The 22337-nt window shown below is 35.1% G+C and carries 19 protein-coding genes and 1 pseudogene; 2 read left to right on the top strand and 18 right to left on the bottom strand.

The window, feature by feature from the left end; translation table 11 throughout:
- Window positions 1-124 precede the first annotated feature (124 nt).
- From Q4500_RS06040 to Q4500_RS05955, 18 genes and pseudogenes are all read right to left on the bottom strand, one after another.
- A pseudogene (locus Q4500_RS06040) lies at window positions 125-466 on the bottom strand (TetR/AcrR family transcriptional regulator); the annotation flags it as partial.
- 46 nt (window positions 467-512) lie between these two features.
- Window positions 513-1916: a TolC family protein gene (locus Q4500_RS06035; protein WP_303598813.1), complete on the bottom strand. Its 1404-nt coding sequence runs from the start codon at window positions 1914-1916 to the stop codon at window positions 513-515.
- 16 nt (window positions 1917-1932) lie between these two features.
- Window positions 1933-5070: an efflux RND transporter permease subunit gene (locus tag Q4500_RS06030; protein WP_303598812.1), complete on the bottom strand. Its 3138-nt coding sequence runs from the start codon at window positions 5068-5070 to the stop codon at window positions 1933-1935.
- A 37-nt stretch (window positions 5071-5107) separates the two neighbouring features.
- Window positions 5108-6193 (bottom strand): efflux RND transporter periplasmic adaptor subunit, encoded by a 1086-nt coding sequence (locus Q4500_RS06025; RefSeq protein WP_303598811.1) that lies wholly within the window; start codon window positions 6191-6193, stop codon window positions 5108-5110.
- A 102-nt stretch (window positions 6194-6295) separates the two neighbouring features.
- Window positions 6296-6775: a GbsR/MarR family transcriptional regulator gene (locus tag Q4500_RS06020; protein WP_303598810.1), complete on the bottom strand. Its 480-nt coding sequence runs from the start codon at window positions 6773-6775 to the stop codon at window positions 6296-6298.
- A 244-nt stretch (window positions 6776-7019) separates the two neighbouring features.
- A complete protein-coding gene (locus Q4500_RS06015; protein ID WP_303598809.1) occupies window positions 7020-7415 on the bottom strand; it encodes a hypothetical protein in 396 nt (131 codons plus the stop codon).
- Window positions 7416-7424: 9 nt separating this feature from the next.
- Window positions 7425-8444: a phenylalanine--tRNA ligase subunit alpha gene (gene pheS / locus Q4500_RS06010; protein WP_303598808.1), complete on the bottom strand. Its 1020-nt coding sequence runs from the start codon at window positions 8442-8444 to the stop codon at window positions 7425-7427.
- Window positions 8445-8730: 286 nt separating this feature from the next.
- Complete coding sequence (locus Q4500_RS06005) at window positions 8731-9360, bottom strand: carbonic anhydrase family protein (protein WP_303598807.1); 630 nt, start codon at window positions 9358-9360, stop codon at window positions 8731-8733.
- A 66-nt stretch (window positions 9361-9426) separates the two neighbouring features.
- Window positions 9427-11019: a SulP family inorganic anion transporter gene (locus Q4500_RS06000; protein ID WP_303598806.1), complete on the bottom strand. Its 1593-nt coding sequence runs from the start codon at window positions 11017-11019 to the stop codon at window positions 9427-9429.
- Window positions 11020-11087: 68 nt separating this feature from the next.
- Window positions 11088-11381: a hypothetical protein gene (locus tag Q4500_RS05995; RefSeq protein WP_303598805.1), complete on the bottom strand. Its 294-nt coding sequence runs from the start codon at window positions 11379-11381 to the stop codon at window positions 11088-11090.
- Between the two features lie 58 nt (window positions 11382-11439).
- Window positions 11440-12201 carry a tetratricopeptide repeat protein gene (locus Q4500_RS05990; protein ID WP_303598804.1) on the bottom strand — a complete coding sequence of 254 codons (762 nt, stop codon included), beginning with the start codon at window positions 12199-12201 and terminating at the stop codon, window positions 11440-11442.
- A gap of 2 nt (window positions 12202-12203) precedes the next feature.
- On the bottom strand, window positions 12204-13928 hold the full coding sequence (locus Q4500_RS05985) for a BatD family protein (RefSeq protein ID WP_303598825.1): 1725 nt from the start codon (window positions 13926-13928) through the stop codon (window positions 12204-12206).
- Between the two features lie 59 nt (window positions 13929-13987).
- Window positions 13988-14845, bottom strand: a complete 858-nt coding sequence (locus Q4500_RS05980; RefSeq protein ID WP_303598803.1) for a tetratricopeptide repeat protein — start codon at window positions 14843-14845, stop codon at window positions 13988-13990.
- Entirely contained in the window at window positions 14838-15884 is a 1047-nt protein-coding gene (locus tag Q4500_RS05975; protein WP_303598802.1) for a VWA domain-containing protein, read from the bottom strand. Before Q4500_RS05975 ends, Q4500_RS05980 begins: the two co-directional genes overlap by 8 nt.
- A 1-nt stretch (window position 15885) precedes the next feature.
- Entirely contained in the window at window positions 15886-16884 is a 999-nt protein-coding gene (locus Q4500_RS05970; protein WP_303598801.1) for a VWA domain-containing protein, read from the bottom strand.
- A complete protein-coding gene (locus tag Q4500_RS05965) occupies window positions 16885-18546 on the bottom strand; it encodes a hypothetical protein (RefSeq protein WP_303598800.1) in 1662 nt (553 codons plus the stop codon). It abuts the gene before it with no gap.
- 5 nt (window positions 18547-18551) lie between these two features.
- Complete coding sequence (locus tag Q4500_RS05960; RefSeq protein ID WP_303598799.1) at window positions 18552-19418, bottom strand: DUF58 domain-containing protein; 867 nt, start codon at window positions 19416-19418, stop codon at window positions 18552-18554.
- 86 nt (window positions 19419-19504) lie between these two features.
- Complete coding sequence (locus Q4500_RS05955) at window positions 19505-20506, bottom strand: MoxR family ATPase (RefSeq protein WP_303598798.1); 1002 nt, start codon at window positions 20504-20506, stop codon at window positions 19505-19507.
- A gap of 171 nt (window positions 20507-20677) precedes the next feature.
- Between Q4500_RS05955 and Q4500_RS05950 the strand changes: the two genes are divergently transcribed.
- Both Q4500_RS05950 and Q4500_RS05945 read left to right on the top strand, forming a co-directional pair.
- Window positions 20678-21541 (top strand): aldo/keto reductase family oxidoreductase, encoded by an 864-nt coding sequence (locus Q4500_RS05950; protein ID WP_303598797.1) that lies wholly within the window; start codon window positions 20678-20680, stop codon window positions 21539-21541.
- Between the two features lie 12 nt (window positions 21542-21553).
- Window positions 21554-22306 (top strand): SDR family NAD(P)-dependent oxidoreductase, encoded by a 753-nt coding sequence (locus Q4500_RS05945; RefSeq protein WP_303598796.1) that lies wholly within the window; start codon window positions 21554-21556, stop codon window positions 22304-22306.
- Window positions 22307-22337 lie beyond the last annotated feature (31 nt).

The raw sequence follows: 22337 nt of genomic DNA, 5'->3' as shown, positions 1-22337 counted from the left end.
CTGTCGAAAAAATCGCGATTCGGTAGCATTACTTCATTCGTTCGAAGTATAAATAGCTCACAAATTAGTTTAATATTTATTTTTTCTCTTAATAACCCATTGCTTTCAGTAGCTTTTAGTAGGTCTAAAACATAGGTGCAAACAATTGCTTGGGTGAAATCATCGTAAAGATTGAATGCTTTAGGGTAGTATTTTTTAAGTCCGTATAAAAAGTAGGACTTAAGTTTCTCAACTCCTTAAGTCCTGCGCTATAATTATGTGTAATTTCACTAAATGGGTCTGATGTTTGTTCAGACATTTTAAAAAAGCTACTCATGTTTTCATAAATACGCTTAAATAATAAGGTAACACTTTCTTGAACTAGATTATCTTTATTTTCAAACAGTTCGTACAGTGTTTTTTTAGAGATGCCAAGGGTCTCAGCAACATCATCCATTCCGACCCTTTCACATCTATATTTAGAGAAAAGCGCTAACGCTTACTCAGTATATTCGCTTCTTTTTAGCATTAACCTATTGCCATCCGCCACCAAGAGAACGATATAATTCAACCGTTGCTGATAGTTGCGAAAACTTGTTGTCAACTAGGTTTAGCTCTGCATTTAGAGAATTCTCTCTAGCTGTTAAAAGATCTAGATACGTTAAATAACCACTATTCAATAATTCTTCTGAATTATTTTCGGCACGTTTTAATGCTAATACTTGCTTAGAGATAAACTCTTCTTTTTCAACTGCAATATTGTAGTCATGTAAAGCTTCAGATACTTCTCTACCAGCAGTTAAAAGAGCCTTTTTAAAACTCAGTAAAGACTGCTCTTGTTGTACTTGGGCAACCTCGTAAGCCGTTCTGATTTTTCTACCATTGAAAATCGGTTGTGTAAGTCCGCCTACTAAATTTGCAAATATTGAACTGGAATCTAACCAATTGTCAAACTCTAAACTTTGAAATCCACCTTGTGCCGACAAAGTTATAGATGGGTAGAAATTACTTCTCGCAACGTTCGTTAGTTCAAAACTGTTCATTAAACTATATTCTGCTTGCATAATATCTGGTCTATTACGAAGTAAAAGCGCCGGTACCCCAAGCTGCATTTCACTAGCTAAAGATTGTTCATCGAGCGTATTACGAGAATAGGTCTGTGGTTGTTCGCTTAATAAAATACTTAATGTATTTTCTGCTTGGTACATTAAATTTTTAATATCCAATAGTTGGCTCTGAGCGCTATATAATTGAGCTGCAGTTTGGTCAACACCAACTTGGTTTGTTTGCCCTGCTTCTTTTAAGGCAGTAATAGTCTCTAAACTTTTAGAGCGGTTTTCAATCGTCTCTTCAGTAACTAAAATCTGCTTATCTAATGATAGAATTCTATAATAGGTCGTGGCAATTTGGGCTACTAGGCTCGTTTTTACCGCTTTATGCGCAGCTACAGTTTGTAAGTAACTAGCATCACTTGCCCGTTTAGTACTTCTAATTTTTCCCCATATATCTGCTTCCCAAGAAACAGTACCAGAAGTTTCGAATTGGTTATAAGGTTGCGTAAAAAAGCTTCCAAATTGTCCGTTCTCGCTTGTTCTTGCAACTCTTGTTGCACTTGCAGCACCATTAATGGTAGGCAAATAGCCTGCTTTACCCTGCTTAACATAAGACTCGGCAGCTGCAATGCTCTGTAGCGCAATGCGAATGTCAAGGTTATTTTGTAATCCTCTTTGAATATACGTCTTCAAATGAGCATCTGTAAAAAGGTCTTGGTATGAAACCGACGCAAATGATACACTGTCTTGCGGTAAATTATCGGTTCGATACAAATTTTCTGTTTCGACATCTGGTCGCTCGTATGTTTTTGCTATAAAGCAAGATTGCAACAACAATGGCAGTATAGCAACCAGTATAAGTTTATTTGATATTATTTTATTCATGATTTCTTTAGTTCTATTATTCTTCAATAGTTGGTTGTGGAGCACCTGTAAAACGCTCTTGAATAGTCTGGAAAATAACGTACAATGCCGGTATAACGAATACACCGAATATGGTGCCAATTAACATACCACCAACAGCACTCATACCAATAGATCTATTACCAACAGCACCAATACCCGATGATAATGCCAATGGCATTAAACCAAGAATGAATGCGAATGATGTCATTAAAATTGGTCTAAGTCTCGCTTTTGCACCGTCGATAGCAGAGTCGATAATCGACATACCGTGTTTTCTACGTTGCAATGCGAACTCTACAATAAGAATGGCATTTTTCGAAAGCAGACCAATAAGCATAATCAATGCAATCTGAAAATAGATATTGTTTTCAAGTCCGGCAATGCTAACAAAACCAATAGCGCCAGCAATACCTACGGGTAATGAAAGTAGAATTGATAAAGGTAGAATATATGATTCGTACTGCGCACTTAATAAGAAGTATACAAATACCAAACTCAAAATAAAAATAATGATGGTTTGGCTACCTGCGCTATTTTCTTCTTTAGTAAGTCCAGAATATTCATAGGTATAATTATTAGGTAATACCTCTGCAGCTACTTCTTCAATTGCTTTAATCGCATCACCAGTTGAATACCCAGGGTTCATAGCTCCGTTGATTTTTACAGAACTCAATAAGTTAAATCTACTTACCACCTCTGGACCATAAATTTTCTTCAACCCTACAAATTGCGAAACGGCAACCGATTCTCCATTAGCATTGGTTACGAAAATATGGTTCAATGAATTTTCATCGGCTCTATCTTCGGGTTTAGCTTGAATCATTACACGGTATTGCTTACCGAATTTATTGAAATCGGTAGTATAAAGACCACCATAATAACCTTGCATAGCACTAAAAACATCAGTAACAGCTAAGCCTGCCATTTTAGTTTTCTCAACATCTACATCTAATTCATATTGAGGGAAATTGGCGTTAAAGTTAGTAATCGCGTATTGTACCTCTGGTCGTGCATTAATGGCACCTAAGAACTCATTGGTAACTTTACTTACGGTTTGCCAATCATCAGCATCTTTACTCTGTAAGTTCATCTCAAAACCAGTAGAGTTACCAAAACCACGAACACTTGGCGGCGTAAAGAAGAATATTTTAGCATCTTTTAATCCCGCTGTTTTTGCGAACAGGCTTCCTACCACTTCTTGAACAGATTCTCCTTCACCTTCTCTTTCACCCCAATCTTTAAGACGAAGAACAGAGAAACCATATGATCCACCGTTAACACTGTTTAGAATACTGAACCCGGTAATGTTCATTCTAGCTTCTATGATATCCATAGATTCATAAATAGAATCGAGCTTCTTTACAGTTTTTTGTGTTTGTTCTAAAGTAGTACCAGGAGGCATTGTAACATCAGCAAATAATAACCCTTGATCCTCATTCGGTATAAACCCAGTAGGTGTAGATTGAAATAGTAAAACTGCAATAACTGCGAATATGACAAGCGAAACTCCAGTTAGCCATTTTCTTTTGGCTATATATTTTACTGATCCAACATATTTATTAGTTACCGCATCAAAACCAGTATTGAAAGCTGAGAAGAAACGTTTTACAACACCTTTCTTTTTTTCTTCGGATGTATGGTGGGGTTTCAATAAAAGAGCGGCCAAAGCCGGACTCAGTGTCAAAGCGTTTACAGCGGAAATAAGAATGGCAATTGCCAATGTGATACCAAATTGTTGGTAGAACACACCTGATGATCCACTAATAAATGATACAGGAATGAATACTGCCGACATTACCAAGGTAATAGAAATAATTGCACCTGATATTTCTGACATGGCAGATTTCGTAGCCGTTTTAGCATTTGTAGCGCCTTCTTCCATTTTAGCATGCACGGCTTCTACCACCACAATAGCATCATCCACTACAATACCAATAGCGAGTATCATTGCAAATAGCGTTAACATGTTAATAGAATACCCAAATAAAGAGAGGAAGAAGAACGTACCGATAATTGCAACTGGTACTGCAATAGCCGGTATTAATGTTGATCGAAAGTCTTGTAAAAATATGAATACCACTAAGAATACTAATAAAAAGGCCTCGATCAAGGTTTGTATAACATGATCTATAGATGCACTTAAGAAATCTTTAGTGTTATAAGGAATTACATAGTCTAATCCTTTAGGAAAATCGACTTTACTCTCCTCTAAAATTGTTTGAATTTCATCAATAATAGCATTTGCATTTGAACCAGAAGTTTGAAAAACACCAACGGCAGCACCAGGCTTGCCCATACCTTCATTTTTAGTTCCATAATTAAAAGCTCCCAATTCAATTTCGGCAACATCTCTAAGTCTTAAAAATTGTCCATTTTCTTGAGCTTTAATAATAATATTTTCATATTCAGCTTCATTTGAAAGACGACCTTTATATTTTAATACATATTCGTAAACACCATCGGCATTTTCACCAATTTTACCCGTTGCAGCTTCGAGATTTTGTTCTGTAAGCGCAGCTTGAATATCAGATGGCATTAGCTTGTATGCCGCCATTTTTTCTGGATTTATCCAAATACGCATAGAATAATCTTTAGCTCCAAAAACAGTAACGTTACCTACACCTTCAATACGTTGTAATTTTGGAACGATGTTAATTTTAGCATAGTTTTCTACAAACGTTGCATCATACTCATCATTATCAGAAAATAAAGAGAAGAATAATAATGCACTGGTCTGAGATTTTTGAGTAATAACTCCTGTTTGAACAACACTTTGTGGTAATACACTGTTTGCTCTTGCAACCCTGTTTTGCACGTTTACAGTAGCAATATCTGGATCAGTACCTAATTTAAAAAATACGTTTATGGTTGAGGCACCGTCATTACTTGCGTTAGAAGTCATGTACAACATGTCTTCAACACCATTAATTTGCTCTTCTAATGGAATTACAACACTATTTAGAACGGTTTCTGCATTTGCACCTGTATAGGTACTTGTAACTTGCACCGTTGGAGGTGCTATTTCTGGGTATTGTTCTATAGGCAAGGTCGTTAAACCTAAAACACCTAGAATAACTATAATGATCGAAATCACCGTAGAAAGTACGGGACGATCTATAAATCTTTGAAACATTGTTGTTTATTTATATGTTTTAATGAATAACGGATGCTTACTTGGCTGGGTTAATAGCCATTCCGTCTTTTAATTTAGAAACTCCTTCAATTACGATAGTAGTTCCGTCTTCAATTCCATTTTCAACTACAAAGCCTTTTTGAGTAGTGGTAATGATATCTAATGGCATTGTAGTAACCGTATTATCAGCTTTTAAAACGTAAATCAGTTTTTTACCTTGAAGATCAATAGTTGCAGTTTGAGGTATTTCATATGCACCACTGTAAATAGTCGGAATTTTAATTTTACCTGTACTACCACTACTTAGTAAATTATTTTTGTTGTCAAAATCAGCTCTTGCCGTTACACTACCGGTAGTACTATTAATAATAGTATTGATCATAGCAATTTTACCAGGTTCAGCGTAATCTTCACCGTTGATCATTATTAAGGTAACCTCTGGGGCTTTCTCTAAGTCTAAAACGTTATTATCATTTTTAGGCAAAGACTCCTTTAATTTTAAAAGCTCTTTCTCGTTCATTGAAAAATAAGCACGAACCTCGCTAATATCAGAAACAGTAGTTAATGGTTTAGCCATTGCAGAACTTACAAGCGCACCAATTTTGAAAGGAATCTCGCCAATATAACCGTCTACAGGGCTAGTAATTCGAGAATAACCAATATTAGAAATAACACTATGGTAATTTGCCTGTGCTTGTACAAGTTGTGCTTTTGCAGTTTCTAATTGTACAGGGCTAATGATATTTTTATCTACTAAAGGCTTCAATTTGTTAACCTCAACTTGTGCTACATTTACAGAAGCTTTTGCAGCGTTAGCATCTTGATTTAAAGTTTGGGTTTCTAATTTAAAAAGTAACTGACCTTTTTTAATTTTTTGACCCTCTTCAACATATACTTCTTGAACAAAACCAGATATTTTTGACCATATCTCTACATTTTGTTTACCTTCAAGAGTAGTTGAGAATTCATTATATATAGTTAAGTCTTGCTTTTCTAATTTAGCGACTTTCAAACTTAGTGGCTGAGGTGCAGCTGGACCTTGGGCTGGTTTTTCTGATGAACCAAAGCACGAGCTTAAAAGAAGCACTGCACTTAATATTCCTATAATTGATAACTTTTTCATTTTAATTGGATGTTTATTTGCATTTAAAAATATAACTGCACCTGTTAAGGTTTTGTTAATTCAGTTTGTTCGGTATAAAACGAACTTAATTTATAAATTTTTTTAAATCAGCTTTCTTAGGGCTTCTATCGTTTCTTTATTAGTAGCTTCGTTTTGGTCAAGACAATTTAAATACGCTTCCATTTTTGCTTTATTAGAAATGTATTTTTCATTGTTGTACTGCTGATCATACTCCGCAACTTTTTGAATCATTTTAGATTCATTAGCAGCTTTCTTAATAGCCTGCTCTAATTTTTTAATGAAGAAAGTGCTCTTGTCAGATATTTTAAAATACCTTCTTCTATCGCCAGATTTAGTAAAATAGGTTATTATACCTAATTGTAATAGTAAATTGAGCGATGTAGAAATAGAGCTTTTACTTGCCCCTCTTTTCATTTGACAATCGTCGAATGTAAGACCTACTTCTTCAGTTACTACAAGGTTTCCAAATATTCTTGCAGCCAATGGAGGTAGATTATATTCAGCTTCAAAATGTACACCTAGCTCTTCTATTAATCTTTGTTTATGTTCTTCTTTTTCCATGATTCGAAATTTGAAGGGACAAAGGTATAGTTAGTTCGGTCACAAACAAACTAAAAGAACTTAAATTTTGTTAAAGCTTGTTAAACTTTTGTTGCAGTCACAAAGATATATGATAACTATCTGAAAATTAATTAAATAAAAAATATTTTTAACTGTTTGGGTATTTAAAAAACGTTGTGTTCTCTGAGGTGGAAAAGAGTTTGTTAGGTAACTTAAAATAATTGTTATGGTAGAGAGAAGTGATTTATGAGGCAAAAATGCCCTCTTTTTCAATTAGTGAAATAGTAATGAGGCTTGCTTCAGTGACTGAATTTTTCTCGAATACAAATCGTTTCTCGAATAATTTGTTATCTGCGTAGAAGGTAACATAAAACTCGTTGTTCAATGTTAAGACATTTTCTTGTACAACTTCAATTTTTTTAAATGATTTGGCTTCTACCGCACCAATATTATGTCTCATTATTGAAGTTTTACGGTCACCTTCATAACCTTTTGAAACTACCATTGTCATTTCAATAGCAGTTTCACGATCATTTAAGATATAAGCATTCCAGTCTTTATTTAAGAATTCTTCGTTCCATTCACGAATAATGGCGACGTGTACATCTTTTACAACAGGTATTTCAATATCTTTTTTCACAAGGTGATATTATAGGGCGCTTCTAAATTGCTCTAAAAAGCGTAAATCGTTTTCACTCAATAAACGTATATCAGTTATTTGATGAAGAAGCATAGCTATACGATCAATACCAACTCCAAAAGCGAAACCTGAATAAACCTCAGGATCTAGTCCGCAATTTGTTAGCACATTTGGGTCTACCATACCGCAACCACCAATTTCTAACCAGCCAGTACCTTTGGTTATTTTATAGTCAGATTCAGTTTCTAGTCCCCAGTACACATCAACTTCTGCACTAGGCTCTGTGAATGGAAAGTAAGAAGGTCTTAGCCTAATTTTAGATTTTCCGAAGAGCTCGGCCGTAAAGTATTGAAGTGTTTGTTTTAAATCTGCAAAAGAAACATCTTTATCAATATACAAACCTTCTACTTGGTGAAAGAAGCAATGAGAACGTGCTGAAATAGCTTCGTTTCTATATACTCTACCCGGAGATATTGTACGAATAGGAGGTTGGTGGTTTTCCATATAACGCACTTGAACCGATGAGGTGTGTGTACGTAAAAGGATATCTGGATCGGTTTGAACAAAGAAAGTATCTTGCATATCTCTTGCAGGATGGTATTCTGGTAAGTTCAACGCCGTAAAATTGTGCCAATCATCTTCTATCTCTGGACCTTCAGAAACATTGAAACCAATTCTAGAGAAAATATCGATGATTTTATTCTTAACTATTGAAATAGGATGACGTGCACCTAATTCTATAGTATTGCCAGGTCTCGATAAATCACCATATACCTGTTCGTCTGTTTGGTTATTTTCAAAAACCTCTTTTAAAGTTTCTACTTTTTCTGTAGCAGCTTTTTTAAGCTCGTTTATAGTTTGCCCGAACTCTTTTTTCTGGTCGTTTGGTACATTTTTAAACTCCGCAAAGAAGTCATTAAGAAGCCCTTTTTTACCTAAGTATTTAATTCGAAAAGTTTCAACGGCTTCCATATTGTCAGCTGTGAACGATGTTACTGCAGAAATTTCTTCTTTTATCTTATCAATCATGAATGTTGATTAAAGCAGCAAATTTAAAACTTTTAAAACAGGAATGGTATGTTTTTGTTGCTTTTGATGGGTGAGTGTTCGAAAAATTTGCTATTTATATTTAAGCGAAAAAGAAAATTCTTTCAACTTTTAACTAGAGAATTATTTGTGTGGTATATATTAGAGAGATTCACTAGAAGACTGGGATTAATAGGTTTTGCAGTTTGCAAAGTCTAATATATTAAAAAGAAGAAAACTGATGTAGATACATCAGTTTTCTTTAACATTAAGGTTGTAATGAATCGGTTTAACTGTAAAATTCAACAGCACCCGATGTGATGTCATACATGGCTCCAACTATCATGAGTTCTGCGTTTTCTTCCATTTCGGCTAAAACCGGACTCTGTTTTCTGATATTATCTATAGTCATTTCCACATTTTTAGTAGAAACCTTATCCACAAAATCTAAATTTTTAGAATTTCTTAAACTCTCATCTGTAGGTTCTTTGACAGCATCAACAGCTGGTTCAATTTTGTTGATCAAGGCGGTTAAATTACCCAATCTGGCATGGTCACAGGCACCTTTAATGGCACCACAACTTGTATGGCCCAAAACTACTATTAATTTGGTGCCGGCTAGTTTACAGCCAAATTCCATACTACCTAATATATCTTCATTTACAAAATTACCAGCTATTCTAACGCTAAATATATCTCCTAATCCCTGATCAAAAACCAGTTCGGCAGAAACTCTAGAATCTATACAACTTAATATGGTAGCAAAAGGGAATTGGCCTTCGCTAGTATCGTTTACCTGTTCTAAAAGGTTACGGTTCGCTTTTAAGTTACTCTGAAATCTCTGATTTCCTTCTTTCAAGAAATCTAAAGATTTCTTAGGGGTCATCGTTGCTTGAGTTTCTTTAGTATGTGCTTTCATGTTATTTCTTATTAAGTTATGTTTTAATTAATACTCTAAGATCAGTATTAAGTTTTTAATATTTTTTTAGCTTAAGCTTAGATCCGATTTTGGTCTTTGCTCAAAGAACTGAATATAACTTGGCGGGTTTTCTACCACACCACGCTTAGAAATTAGCTTAATGTCAATATTTCTTTCTTTGGCCTTTAGGCTGAAATCTTCTAATATCTCTATAATATCATAATCTAGGAACCTTGTCTTTAATACATCTAGCTCTAAGTAAGTGTTATCAGGAAGACTGTCCAATTCTTTTAAAATAGCACCTTTGTTAAAGAAAGTAACCTCTTCTGCCAAGGTCATTTTAATTTTATGCTTACCATCACTATTATCCTCAATATGAAGAAAGTGAGAGTTTTGGTAACTTTTTAGTAAAATAACAACGATACCAACTGCAAGACCTAAACTAATACCTACCAATAAATCTGTGAAAACAATACCTATTACGGTTACAAAGAAAGGTATTGATTGTTTCCATCCCAATTTGTACATTTTAAGGAATAGAGATGGTTTTGCTAATTTAAATCCAACAATAAATAAAATTGCAGCTAAAACTGATAATGGGATCATATTTAACAATGTAGGAATCAAGACTACAGAAATTAATAGTAAGAAACCATGAATTATAGCAGATAATTTGGTTCTACCACCAGATTGTATGTTGGCTGAGCTACGAACGATTACTTGAGTTATTGGTAGACCACCAATAAGACCAGATACGATGTTACCGGCACCTTGTGCAAGTAATTCTCTGTTGGTCGGAGTCACATTTTTATGCGGATCTAATTTGTCGGTTGCTTCTACACAAAGCAAGGTCTCTAAACTGGCTACCAGTGCTATGGTAAAGGCAGTGATCCAAACTTGCGGATTAGTTATGGCGCTAAAATTAGGAAAGCGAAACTGACCTATAAAAGATGAAAAATCTTCTGGTACCGGAACACTTACCAAGTGATCTTTTGAGATACCTAAGACTTCATTGTCTTGGGTAAAAACATAAAACAAGATACCAATGGCAACAGCTACTAACGGACCTTGTATAATTTGAAATACTTTGCCTTTCTTAGAAAGTACTTTGTCCCAAAGTAAAAGGATTGCAAGACCAATAATGGCAATTAAGGTAGCACCTGGGCTAATATTATTAATAGTATTAAGAATCTCAGAAAACGTATTTTCTCCATCTACTTGAAAAAATGCCCAATCACCTTCTGGATCAGGATCATAACCAAAAAAGTGAGGAATCTGTTTTAGAATGATAATGATACCAATACCGGTAAGCATTCCTTTAATTACAGAAGAAGGAAAATAATAACCAATTACACCGGCCTTTAAAATCCCGAATACCATTTGGATAATACCACCTAGTACAACAGCCACTAAGAAATTTTCATAACCGCCTAGAGTACCAATTGCTGTTAGTACAATTGCAGCGAGACCTGCAGCAGGACCACTAACTCCGATTTTAGAGCCACTAAGGGCACCCACTAAAACACCACCGATAATACCGGCAATTACTCCTGAAAATAATGGTGCACCACTAGCTAAAGCAATACCTAGACATAATGGTAGTGCAACGAAAAATACAACGATACTCGCAGGAATATCATTTTTGATATGTTTGAACATGAAATAATATAATTGTGCCCTCGAATTAGTTCAGGACAGATTAGTTAATTGATAAAATACGAAAATGACTAACTAAATTGGTCGGGAGGTGGAGATAATACCTCTAATGATAGGTCTTGGTAACCTTCAATATTAAAATTGCTATTAATTGAATTTTCAAAAATGGCAACTATTGAAAAATCCAAAGAATTTTCTTTAACGAACTTTTCTTCACCCATAGATTTTTTACCAGACTCTTGTTCTTCTTCGTTAAGATTGGTAATTACAATTGGGTTTTCAACATCGCATAGCGTTATAATGCTCGGTGCAGTAACTGCAAAAAGCCATAATAACAATAAAGTAAAGCGTGCGAAAAAAGTCATATACTAAAAATCAATCGTAAAGATAGTGTTGAAATGGTTAAATACTGTTAACAATTTTCTAAAAATCCTTTAACAGTTTAAGTTCGTTGTTTTGAATCCACCCTGTTTTACCATCTGATAACTTAATTTTATTCCAATCATTTAATTGGTCTAAAACATTTACTTTGGTGCCTGCATGAATCAAAAATACTTCTGCACTGGTGTTATTAGGCTCAGATTTTACAATGCTTTCTTCGGCGAATATTATTGCAGGTTGATTTTCATCAAAATCATTTCGTTGAATAAATGCGAAAAGAACAGAAATTAAACATAAGAACAGCGCAAGTAAACTAGCAATAAATGTAAATCGTTTTCTAGTGCTGTAACTTGAGTTGTAAAAGTAGATATATAAAAGAACAAAAAGTAACATGAAGCCTATGGCTACATATGCCCATTGGTCAAATGTTAGTTTGCCTGTTATGTTGTTATACAATTTTGATAATCCTGTTTCGGGCATGGTATCAATAGCATCTATGGTCATATTCTGAGCATAGCTTAAATTTGTTTTTATCTCTGAATCGTTTGGTGATAGCAGTAAAGCTTTCTCATAAAAATAGATGCTCTCAGCAATTTTATTAAGCTTGTAATACGAATTACCTAGGTTATAGTATACCGCAGCAGAATGCTTGCCATTACTTAGAATATCGTCATAATAAGTTACCGCCTGGTCATACTCACCGGCATTATATGCTTCGGTAGCCTGCTCAAATAATTTGTTGTTCTGAGCGGTGCAAAATAGAACCGAGAAAAGGCTAATAAGAGTAGCTAGCTTTTTGAACATACTTATAATTGTTTATCCATTATAGAAATTACATCGCTTGCCTTATCATAATCGGCTTGCATTTGTACGTTTGAGAATGGGCTATATCTTGCCGCTTCGCAATTTTTAAGAAGCGCTATAAAACTATCTACAGCAGTGTTGTCTATTTGCTTCTCTGTAAGTAGCTCGGTAATTTTATCTTTACTGAATTCTGAAGTTTCAATTTTCAGTTTGGCCTTTAAGTAATTATGTAGCGCTCGTTCAAGGGCGACATAAAAAGATTCTTTATTACCTAGTTGTTTTCTTGCGTCAGATAAATACTTACGTGCAAGTTTATTTGCTTTTCTAATTTTATTACCTACAATATCACCAGCGACAGCATCTCTTTTCTTTCTAAAGAAAATGGCTAAAGGAATTAGTAATAGCGGACTCAATAACCACACGTAAAAAGAGGTGGAATCAAAAAAGTATGAAGCCGATTTGCTTGTTAGATTTGGTGTAAGTTTCAAGAAATTGAATTCATTTCCGCTGCTAATAACAGATTGTTTGTTGCTATTGGTATTTGCATCAGAATTAGACGAAGCGCTTAACGGACCTTCTAAAACGTTAATGACTATTTCATCAGATGTAAGTGTTTTATATTTTCCGGTGGAAGGATTAAAATAACTAAAGCTTAAAGGTGAAATAGGATATTTACCTCTAAAAGAAGGCACAATGGTGTATTGGTTGCTAACCTTACCCTGCATACCTGCCAAAGTTGTTCTAACACCCTCTGTAAACTCAGGCTCATAAACTTCTAGCGCACTTGGTAATTCAGGTTCTGGAAGTTTAAATAATTTTAAATTTCCCTTACCACTAACTTCTACCGTTGCTTGCAAAGATTCTGAAGCATTTAAACTCGTTTTGCTTGTTGTGACCGCAAAATCAAAATCACCTACAGCGCCATTAAAATCAGCAGGTTGATTATCAATTGGCAATGCTTTTACATTAATTGTTCTACTACCTGCAGATACGGTTTTGTTGGTTTGAGCATACATTCGTTGACCAAAGAAATCCCGTCTTGCAGTAGGTACATCTACGGTTACCTCAAGAGATAAAGGTTCGATGTTTAATTTTCCAGCTTTTTGCGGATAAAGAACAACACGTTTTAAGATTACATAACGATATGGTTTGCCTTTATAAGTGCCATTTTGCGCACTAAGCATATTTACCTTAATATCTTGACTCCAAAAATTATTATAAGTAGGGTTGTCTAAAGGTTGATAATTCGACACCCTAATATCTGGACTAACATACAACTTGTAAATAACAGTAATGGCTTCGTTTAAATACGGGTTGGTTTTTGAAATCTCGGCAACCAAATGTAAATTTTCATCTGCTATATCATCCGCCGTCATTTGATCACTAGGCTTATCTACAGCTGCAGTTACTTCTACATTTTGCGCCAATGATTTATAGGTTTCGCCACCAATTACAATGGATGCTTGTTTAATGGTGAATTTTCCTCTTGCAGTAGGGGATAGTGTATATGAATAGGATTTCGAGTAACTTCTAACCCCATTAATCCATGAAGAACTAATAGATTGAGAAGGTCCCATAACTACTTTGAATCCGTTGAAATCTGGAGGGCTAAAATTATCGCCATCACGGTTCATAATAAAATCTACGCGTAGTCTTTCGTTTAAACCAAGCTTTGGTTTGCTTAGTTTCATCTCAAAAGTAACGGCATTGTTATCTTGGCCCATCATCAAAATTGATGATAGAAAAACGGTTAATACTAACCCAAGTTTAGCTATGGACTTAAAGTCTACCAATCTTTTTCGGTTTTAATTTTAGCACCTTTTACTTTTTTAGCATCGATTTTATCTTGCACCTTTTTTTCTGCATTTTGCATGGCTCTCAATAAATTCTCAACCTGTTGCTTAGAAAGTTGATTAGGTCTAGGTTGTTGTTGTTCTTGTTCGTTCTCGCCTTCACCTTGTTCAGGTTTCTTCTTTTGATCAGATTTGTTGTCCCCTTCACCATCCTTATTATCGTCTTTCTTCTCTTCGTCTTTATCGCCTTCGTCGCCCTTGTCACCGTCCTCGCCTTCATCTTTCTTATCCTCGTTGTCGCCTTCGTCTTTTTTATCTTGGTCTTTGTTCTCGTCTTGATCTTTATCCTTGTCCTTGTCGTCTTGGTCTTGCTTATTTTCGTCTTGTTCTTTTTTCAAAAGCTCTTTTGCCAAGGCTAAATTATAACGGGTTTCTTCATCTGTAGGATCTTTGCGTAAGGCCTCTTTATAAGCTTCTACCGCTTTAGCATAATCTTTACGCTTCATAAAAACATTACCCATATTGTGGTAAGCTTTATGTTTGTCCGCTTTAGATGTAGATGCTTCGCCTGCTTCTTTAAATCTGCCAAAGGCTTCATTATAGGTTTGATTTTCGTAATAGGCGTTACCTAAATTATATGGGGCTGCGCTATTATCTGAACTTTTTGAAATTGCCTTTCTGTAATCTACTTCTGCAGCAATAAAGTCATCTTCTGATAATGCCTTGTTAGCATCCCAAGTAAGATTGGTAGATGATTGCAAAGACTTTTGTTTTTCTTTCTCATCAACCTCTTGCGCAAAAGATGAAAAGCAAACAAAAAGTAGTATTAAAACTGTATTTATTTTATTCATTTCTTTTCTCATTGAACAAATTGAGTTTCTTTAACCAGCTTGTCTTGCGGTCCAAGATAAATATATCTAAAAAGAGAAGCAACAATGCCCCGCCAATAAACCATTGAAACTGATCTTTATATTCTGCGAATTGTTTGGCTTCAAATTCCTTTTTATCCATTTTCAACAATTCTTCTTTAATAAATTCTACGGCTTCATCAGTGTTAGAACCATCTATATATTGCCCGTCACCTTCATTAGCAATATCTACTAAAACACTCTCGTTTAAACGAGTGATTACGGTTTCTCCTTGACTATCCTTTTTTAAGCTTTCTAATATTCCGTTTCTTTTAATCGGTATCGGAGCACCCTTTTCTTTACCAACACCAATGGTGTAAATAATAATACCTTCATCAACGGCATCTTCTACAGCATCTAATGTAGAACCTTCAGAATGATCTTCACCGTCAGAGATAATGAATAATACACGGTTGGTCTGTTCTGCATCATCGTAATAGGTAGTAGCTAATTCAATTGCTTGGTCAATAGCCGTACCTTGAGATGTTAGCATATCTGTATTCATGCCCTGTAAGAACATTTTTGCAGCGCCATAATCTGTTGTAATCGGTAGCTGTGGGTATGCTTTTCCTGCGTAGGCTATAATGCCAATACGGTCACTTGCAAGTTGATTTATTATTTCAGAAACCAATCTTTTTGCCTTCTCCAATCTGTTTGGGGCAATGTCTTCTGCAAGCATACTTTTACTTACATCAACAGCAAAAACAATATCTACACCTTCTCTTTTAACGGTCTCTAGTTTTGTGCCTATTTTAGGATTTACCAGCCCTGTGATCATTAATGCCAATGCTAGAATAAAAACGACCAATTTTAGACCTCCTTTATTATAAGAACGATTTGGTGTTAGCCTTTTTAAAAGTTCGGTGTCCGCAAATTTCTTTTGCGTTCTCTTTTTCCATACCAATAATAATAGGAACAACACCACTATCACCGGAATGATGATGAGTAAATAAAAATATATTTTTTCGTCGTACTGTACCATATTATACAAAGCTTCTAAAAAGCGTGTTTCTTAAAATCCATTCTAATAAAAGCAAACCTCCAGCCAATAAAACCCAAAGTCTAAATTTCTCTTCGTAACGGTAATATTTAAATTCCTCTACCTCCGTTTTTTCTAGTTTGTTAATTTCATCATAGATTTCTTCTAGAGATTCGTTGTCAGTGGCTCTAAAATATCTTCCGCCTGTAGTATTTGCGATATCTTTCAGCAATTCTTCGTCTATTTCTACTTGTCGCATGCCAAATCTAAAAGAGCCATCGGCATTATAAGAAATAGGTGTAAGGGCATTGCCGTTAGTACCTAAGCCTATAGTGTATGTTTTAATACCAAATTCGAGTGCAAGTTCAGATGCGGTTTGTGGCTCTATAAAACCAGTGTTGTTAACGCCATCGGTCAACAAGATGATTATTTTACTTTTCGCCTTACTATCTTTTAAACGGTTAACAGAAGTTGCTAGTCCCATACCAATTGCCGTACCATCATCTAATTGACCATATGAAATTTCTGAAAGAGCATTTAGTACAATGGCTTTATCTGTAGTAATAGGTGTTTTAGTATACCCTTCACCAGCGTAAGCAACAAGACCAATACGGTCATTGGGTCTTTGCTTGATGAAATCTGCGGCAACTTCTTTCAGTGCCGATAGTCTGTTGGGTTTTAAATCTCTTGCCAGCATACTAGAAGAAACATCAATGGCCATTACAATATCAATCCCCTTTGTGGTTTTGGTTCGTGTAGATATATCTTCTGTCTGAGGTCTTGCCAATGCTACAATTATGGCGCCTAATGCCAATACACGTAGAATGAACAAGCCTGGCTTTAGTTTTGGTAAAATACTACTGTAGGTAAAACCTTTTGCGCTAGAAATTCGCAAAGATGCGGTTTGCTCTTTTTGTTTAAATATATACCACACAATTGCTAATGGCAGTAATAAAAACAGCCAAAAGAAATCAGGATTTGCAAATGATATATTCTCGAACATTTATAATTCTGTTTTTACTTCAACCGATGCTAAAATTCGGTCTACTATTTCTTGTGCGTATGTATCATCTTTTAACCAAGTAAGAATTACATACTGTTGAAAACCTTTTCCTCCAAAAAGGAGCACGGTATATTCGCCTTCCATTAATTCTTCGGATCCTGGCGCTAAAAATTTACCGCTTCCAAAAACTTTTACCCCTTTAACACCACTTATGGTGCTAAACTCTTCTTGTTTGGTAATGATGTTCTTTGCGCCCTGACTTTCAAAATTCGATAAAATCTGTTCAATGGTTTTATCAAACTCTGGCTCCACATCTTTCTGTGCTAGCGTTACAGATGTTGTTGCAACATTAAAAAGACCGATCGGACTAGAATATTGAAATGCTTGTATATCTTCAATGACAGCTTTAGCTTCTGCTGGCAATTTTATTTTTTGACGTACCAGAACTTGCGGAGTCTCTATTTGAATAGGAGGAAAGCCATAACTACTACGTACCCATTCGCCTTCTAAAAGTTCTTTTGTAGGGTGCCCTAAGACGGTATCTTTTAAATAACCAAATCCGAATTTTACGCCGGCAATGGTAATACCTATTAGAATTAAGGCTACGGCAGATATTATTGCAATTTTTATTTTCTTCTTTTTCGCTTTGCGCTCTAATTCTTCTTGGTATTCGGCTTGTTCCAGCAACTCTTCTTCTGTTGGTTCTGGTAAAGCTTCGTGTGTTTTTTCTACAATCTGCTCAACTAGCTTTCTATCTTGTTCTGCAACCGATGTAGAAGGCTTGTTCTTGGCAAATTTTACTAAATCTGCAGTTTGTAATATTTGTGAAAACTGTTTGATGGTTTCATCATCTAATTCTAATTCTCCTGCAGCTTTTAAAAGTTCTAATTTCTCAATCAATTGACCTGTGGTACTTTCTAGAGCTGTAACATTTGCGTCTTCTTCTAAATAAGAACGTACAATGGTGGTCAATTCAGAATAGTATTCTTTATACTCGTCTTGTATTAAATACTTAGAATTTTCTAAACGTTTAAGTTCTAATAAAGCTCTGTCGTATGGTGGTAAAAGTGCTACTTTTTCTTCTTCGGTAAGTGGCTTTTTACGAAATACGAACCAGTAAAGAAGTGCACCTAAAATTAATAATATCAGTAAGCCAATCAGCAAATACTTCCAAAAAGCTAGATTGCTTTTTTCTACATTGATAAGTGGTTTGATGTCGTACATTTTCTGATTTAATGTATCTACTGGTATAGTAGCTACATTGATCAGTGTAGAATCGGTCATATAACCAGTTCCATTAATATCTATACGTTGCGATGGTAATTTGTAGGCGCCAGAATCGAATTGGGTAAGGGCATATATTTTTTGAAGTGTAAGTCTGTCTTTTTTTCTTGTGGTATCTGTCGCAAATGCCTCTACGGTTTCTAAAGGAGAAAATGTTTGCCCTTCAGGGAAAATAACAAAATCGGTAGAATCTATATCGACGGTAACCGTCCATTGAACCTGTTCTCCAATTTTAATAAAAGTGGTATCGACCTTTGTTGTAATATTTGGTCGTTCTTGAGCAGATAGTTCAACGAAGAATAGTAGAAATACCAATAAAGGTGAAATTCGTTTTATGAACGAAACACCGCTTTCAATTGTTCTATTAGTAGTAATCATTCGTATCAACCTCTTCGTTTAAAATAGCCCAATAATTTTTTTACATAACTTTCATCGACCCTGCAATCTAAAACTCCGCAACCAGCTTTGGTAAACGATTCTTTAAAATAAGCAACACGTTCTCTGTTATATGTAGCATAAGCGTTACGTACTTTTTTAGATTTGGTATTCACCAATTGTAATTTACCGGTCTCGGTATCTTCAATTTGGACCATACCTATATTCGGGATGGTTTCTTCGCGTTCATCGTAAACGCGAATACCTGTTACATCGTGCTTGTTACCTGTAATCTTTAAAGTCTTTTCATATCCTTCATCAATAAAATCTGAAAGAACAAAAACGATAGCTTTCTTTTTCATGATACTGCTCAAGAATTTTAATGCCTGTGCAATATCTGTTTTGTTACTTTTAGGCTTAAACTCTATCAATTCTCTAATAATGCGTAAAACGTGTGTTTTTCCCTTTTTTGGAGGAATAAAAAGTTCTATTTGATCAGAGAACAATATGACACCGACCTTGTCATTATTTTGTAGTGCACTAAAAGCTAATGTTGCTGATATTTCGGTAACGATTTCATTTTTAAATTGATTGGTAGTACCGAATAATTCAGATCCGCTAATATCTACCATAAGCATCATGGTCAATTCTCGTTCCTCTTCAAAAACCTTTATGTAAGGTTCGTTGTAACGGGCGGTAACGTTCCAATCAATATTTCTTACATCATCACCAAATTGATACTGTCGTACTTCACTAAAAGTCATACCACGACCTTTAAAGGTAGAGTGGTATTCCCCACCAAACATATGGTCAGAAAGACGTCTCGTCTTTATTTCAATTTTTCGTACTTTTTTGAGTAGCTCTTTGGTATCCATTTTTTAAGTAAACAGTTTACAGTCTCCGTTAGCAGTGTGTCATATTCGGTATCAAATAATTTCATTTACCGAATATCACAAGCAGATCAAGGTACTTCTATCTCGTTTACAATCTTGTTGATGATATCAACAGAGGTAATATTTTCAGCTTCTGCCTCGTAAGTGATTCCTATTCTATGTCTTAAAACATCATGTACAATAGCTCGTACATCTTCAGGAACAACATAACCTCTTCTTTTAATGAAAGCATAACATTTAGCAGCAGTACCTAAGTTGATACTTCCCCTTGGTGATGCACCAAAACTGATTAAAGGTTTTAAGCTTTCTAAATTATATTTTTCAGGATATCTAGTGGCGAAAACAATATCAAGAATGTATTTCTCGATCTTTTCATCCATATATACTTCACGTACTGCTTTCTGTGCACTAAGTATTTGTTCTATGGATACAACAGCATTTACGGTCTCATAATTACCCAATAAATTCTGACGCATAATTAACTGCTCTTCATTAATTTTCGGATAATCAATAACAGTTTTCAACATAAAACGGTCAATTTGCGCTTCAGGTAACGGGTACGTACCTTCTTGCTCAACCGGGTTTTGAGTTGCCATTACTAAGAAGGGCTTGTCAAGAATAAAAGTCTCGTCACCAATGGTCACTTGCTTCTCTTGCATAGCTTCTAATAAAGCAGATTGAACTTTAGCAGGTGCACGGTTAATCTCATCTGCAAGAACGAAATTTGCGAAAATCGGACCTTTCTTAATAGAAAAGTCGTTCAGTTTCATATTGTAGATCATCGTACCTACAACATCTGCCGGAAGCAAATCTGGTGTAAACTGTATTCTACTAAAACTACCTTTAACAGCTTTTGAAAGTGTGTTAATTGCCAAGGTTTTTGCTAAACCGGGTACACCTTCTAGCAATATATGACCTTGCCCTAAAAGTCCGATTAATAATCGCTCGACCATATATTTTTGGCCAACGATTACCTTATTCATTTCAAGCATCAGTAAATCGATAAAAGCGCTTTCTTTTGCTATTTTCTCATTAACAGCACTAATGTCAATTGAAGTATTTTCTTCCATTTAAAACTATATATTATTGATTGTTAAGGCTTCTAATTTTAACAGTTCTGCAAATTGAAAATTTATTCACTCAGTCCCTGTTAATGATAGGTTAAAAAAATGGAAAACACCATATTTTTATGAAGGTTTTAAGGGATTTCTTTTTAATTTCATTAATCAAATAATAATACGTTGAAATATTCTAGAATAATTGCAGGTACGATGACTTGGGGCAAATGGGGCAAACAGCATTCTACCACCGAGATGATTTCACTAATGAATCATTGTTTAGAAAATAACATTACCACTTTTGATCATGCCGATATTTATGGTGATTATACCAATGAAGAGGATTTTGGTAAAGCATTTAAAAAAAGTGCTATCAAAAGAGAAGATGTTCAACTCATAAGTAAATGTGGTATTCAGTTCGATGTAAAACAACGTTCGAATAGGGTCAAGCACTACGATTATGATAAAGACTATATTGTCTCATCGGTAGAGCGGTCTCTGAAAATGCTACAGACAGATTATTTAGATATGCTGTTATTGCATAGACCTAGCCCTTTAATGAATCCTTCAGAAATTGCAGAAGCTATAGATAAATTGAAGAATGATGGAAAAATCAGGCAATTTGGAGTGTCAAATTTTACGCCATCTCAAATTCAACTTATAGAAAAGGAAATTCAAGTTGAGGCGAATCAAGTTGAGTTTTCATTATCATCTAACACGGTAATGAACGATGGTACTTTAGATGATTGTATTACGTTTGATAGACTTGCAATGAGCTGGAGTCCACTTGGTAATTATTTTAGAGAAGAGTCAAAGGCGAATGCAAGAATTAAAAAAGTATTGGCAGATTTCACTAAAAAATATGATGCAACAGAAGATCAGCTTTTATTGGCTTGGATTTTAAAACATCCTTCTAATGTTCACCCGGTGGTAGGTACTGCGACACCAAGACGTTTAAAAGTTGCAATGGATGCAGTTTCAATTGATATGGATGTACAAGATTGGTTTATCTTGCTAGAAGCTAACGAAGGGCATGAAGTTGCATAATTAAAAAATATAATGACGAAAACAGCATTTATTACAGGAGCTACAAGTGGTATTGGAAAATCAACAGCGATTCAATTTGCCTTAAACGGAATTAATTTGGTCTTATGCGGTCGACGTCAAGATCGGCTAGATGCGCTAAAAGAAGAATTGGGTAAAGAAGTTCAGGTACATACTTTAAATTTTGATATTCGTAATAAGGAAGCTGTTCAAGAAGCGGTTGATTCGGTACCAAAAGAATTTTCTCAAATAGATATTTTAATCAATAATGCAGGTAACGCCCATGGAATGGATACCATACAAGATGGTAATATTGATGATTGGGATGCTATGTTAGATATTAATGTGAAGGGATTATTATATGTTTCTAAAGCGATAATTCCGCAAATGGTGGTTCGAAAATCTGGTCATATTATAAATATTGGTTCTACGGCCGGTAAAGAAGTTTACCCAAAAGGCAATGTGTATTGCGCAAGTAAACATGCTGTCGATGCTATCAACCAAGGAATGCGAATAGATCTTAACGGCACGGGAGTGCGTGTTGGTGCAGTAAACCCAGGGCTGGTAGAAACCGAGTTCAGTAATGTTCGTTTTAAGGGCGATGACGATAGAGCTGAGAATGTGTATAAAGGATTTCAACCCTTAAAACCGGAAGATATAGCGGACATCATTCATTTTGTAGTTACAAGACCGTATCATGTAAATATTGCGGATTTGGTAGTAATGCCAACAGCACAAGCTTCTTCAACCATTGTGGATAAAAATTGATATTATGAAAAGATTTTAGAATAAAATCTTT

The sequence above is a fragment of the Maribacter sp. 1_MG-2023 genome, assembly GCF_030547005.1.
In the GTDB taxonomy this organism is placed as follows: domain Bacteria; phylum Bacteroidota; class Bacteroidia; order Flavobacteriales; family Flavobacteriaceae; genus Maribacter.
The sequence above is the reverse complement of the archived record's forward strand: the minus strand, read 5'-3'. Positions and strand labels throughout refer to the sequence as shown.

Coding starts and splice junctions, on each gene's coding strand:
- Q4500_RS06035 (WP_303598813.1), bottom strand. CDS start 1,916: ATGAATAAAATAATATCAAATAAACTTATACTGGTTGCTATACTGCCA.
- Q4500_RS06030 (WP_303598812.1), bottom strand. CDS start 5,070: ATGTTTCAAAGATTTATAGATCGTCCCGTACTTTCTACGGTGATTTCG.
- Q4500_RS06025 (WP_303598811.1), bottom strand. CDS start 6,193: ATGAAAAAGTTATCAATTATAGGAATATTAAGTGCAGTGCTTCTTTTA.
- Q4500_RS06020 (WP_303598810.1), bottom strand. CDS start 6,775: ATGGAAAAAGAAGAACATAAACAAAGATTAATAGAAGAGCTAGGTGTA.
- pheS (WP_303598808.1), bottom strand. CDS start 8,444: ATGATTGATAAGATAAAAGAAGAAATTTCTGCAGTAACATCGTTCACA.
- Q4500_RS06005 (WP_303598807.1), bottom strand. CDS start 9,360: ATGAAAGCACATACTAAAGAAACTCAAGCAACGATGACCCCTAAGAAA.
- Q4500_RS06000 (WP_303598806.1), bottom strand. CDS start 11,019: ATGTTCAAACATATCAAAAATGATATTCCTGCGAGTATCGTTGTATTT.
- Q4500_RS05995 (WP_303598805.1), bottom strand. CDS start 11,381: ATGACTTTTTTCGCACGCTTTACTTTATTGTTATTATGGCTTTTTGCA.
- Q4500_RS05990 (WP_303598804.1), bottom strand. CDS start 12,201: ATGTTCAAAAAGCTAGCTACTCTTATTAGCCTTTTCTCGGTTCTATTT.
- Q4500_RS05985 (WP_303598825.1), bottom strand. CDS start 13,928: ATGATGGGCCAAGATAACAATGCCGTTACTTTTGAGATGAAACTAAGC.
- Q4500_RS05980 (WP_303598803.1), bottom strand. CDS start 14,845: ATGAATAAAATAAATACAGTTTTAATACTACTTTTTGTTTGCTTTTCA.
- Q4500_RS05975 (WP_303598802.1), bottom strand. CDS start 15,884: ATGGTACAGTACGACGAAAAAATATATTTTTATTTACTCATCATCATT.
- Q4500_RS05970 (WP_303598801.1), bottom strand. CDS start 16,884: ATGTTCGAGAATATATCATTTGCAAATCCTGATTTCTTTTGGCTGTTT.
- Q4500_RS05965 (WP_303598800.1), bottom strand. CDS start 18,546: ATGATTACTACTAATAGAACAATTGAAAGCGGTGTTTCGTTCATAAAA.
- Q4500_RS05960 (WP_303598799.1), bottom strand. CDS start 19,418: ATGGATACCAAAGAGCTACTCAAAAAAGTACGAAAAATTGAAATAAAG.
- Q4500_RS05955 (WP_303598798.1), bottom strand. CDS start 20,506: ATGGAAGAAAATACTTCAATTGACATTAGTGCTGTTAATGAGAAAATA.
- Q4500_RS05945 (WP_303598796.1), top strand. CDS start 21,554: ATGACGAAAACAGCATTTATTACAGGAGCTACAAGTGGTATTGGAAAA.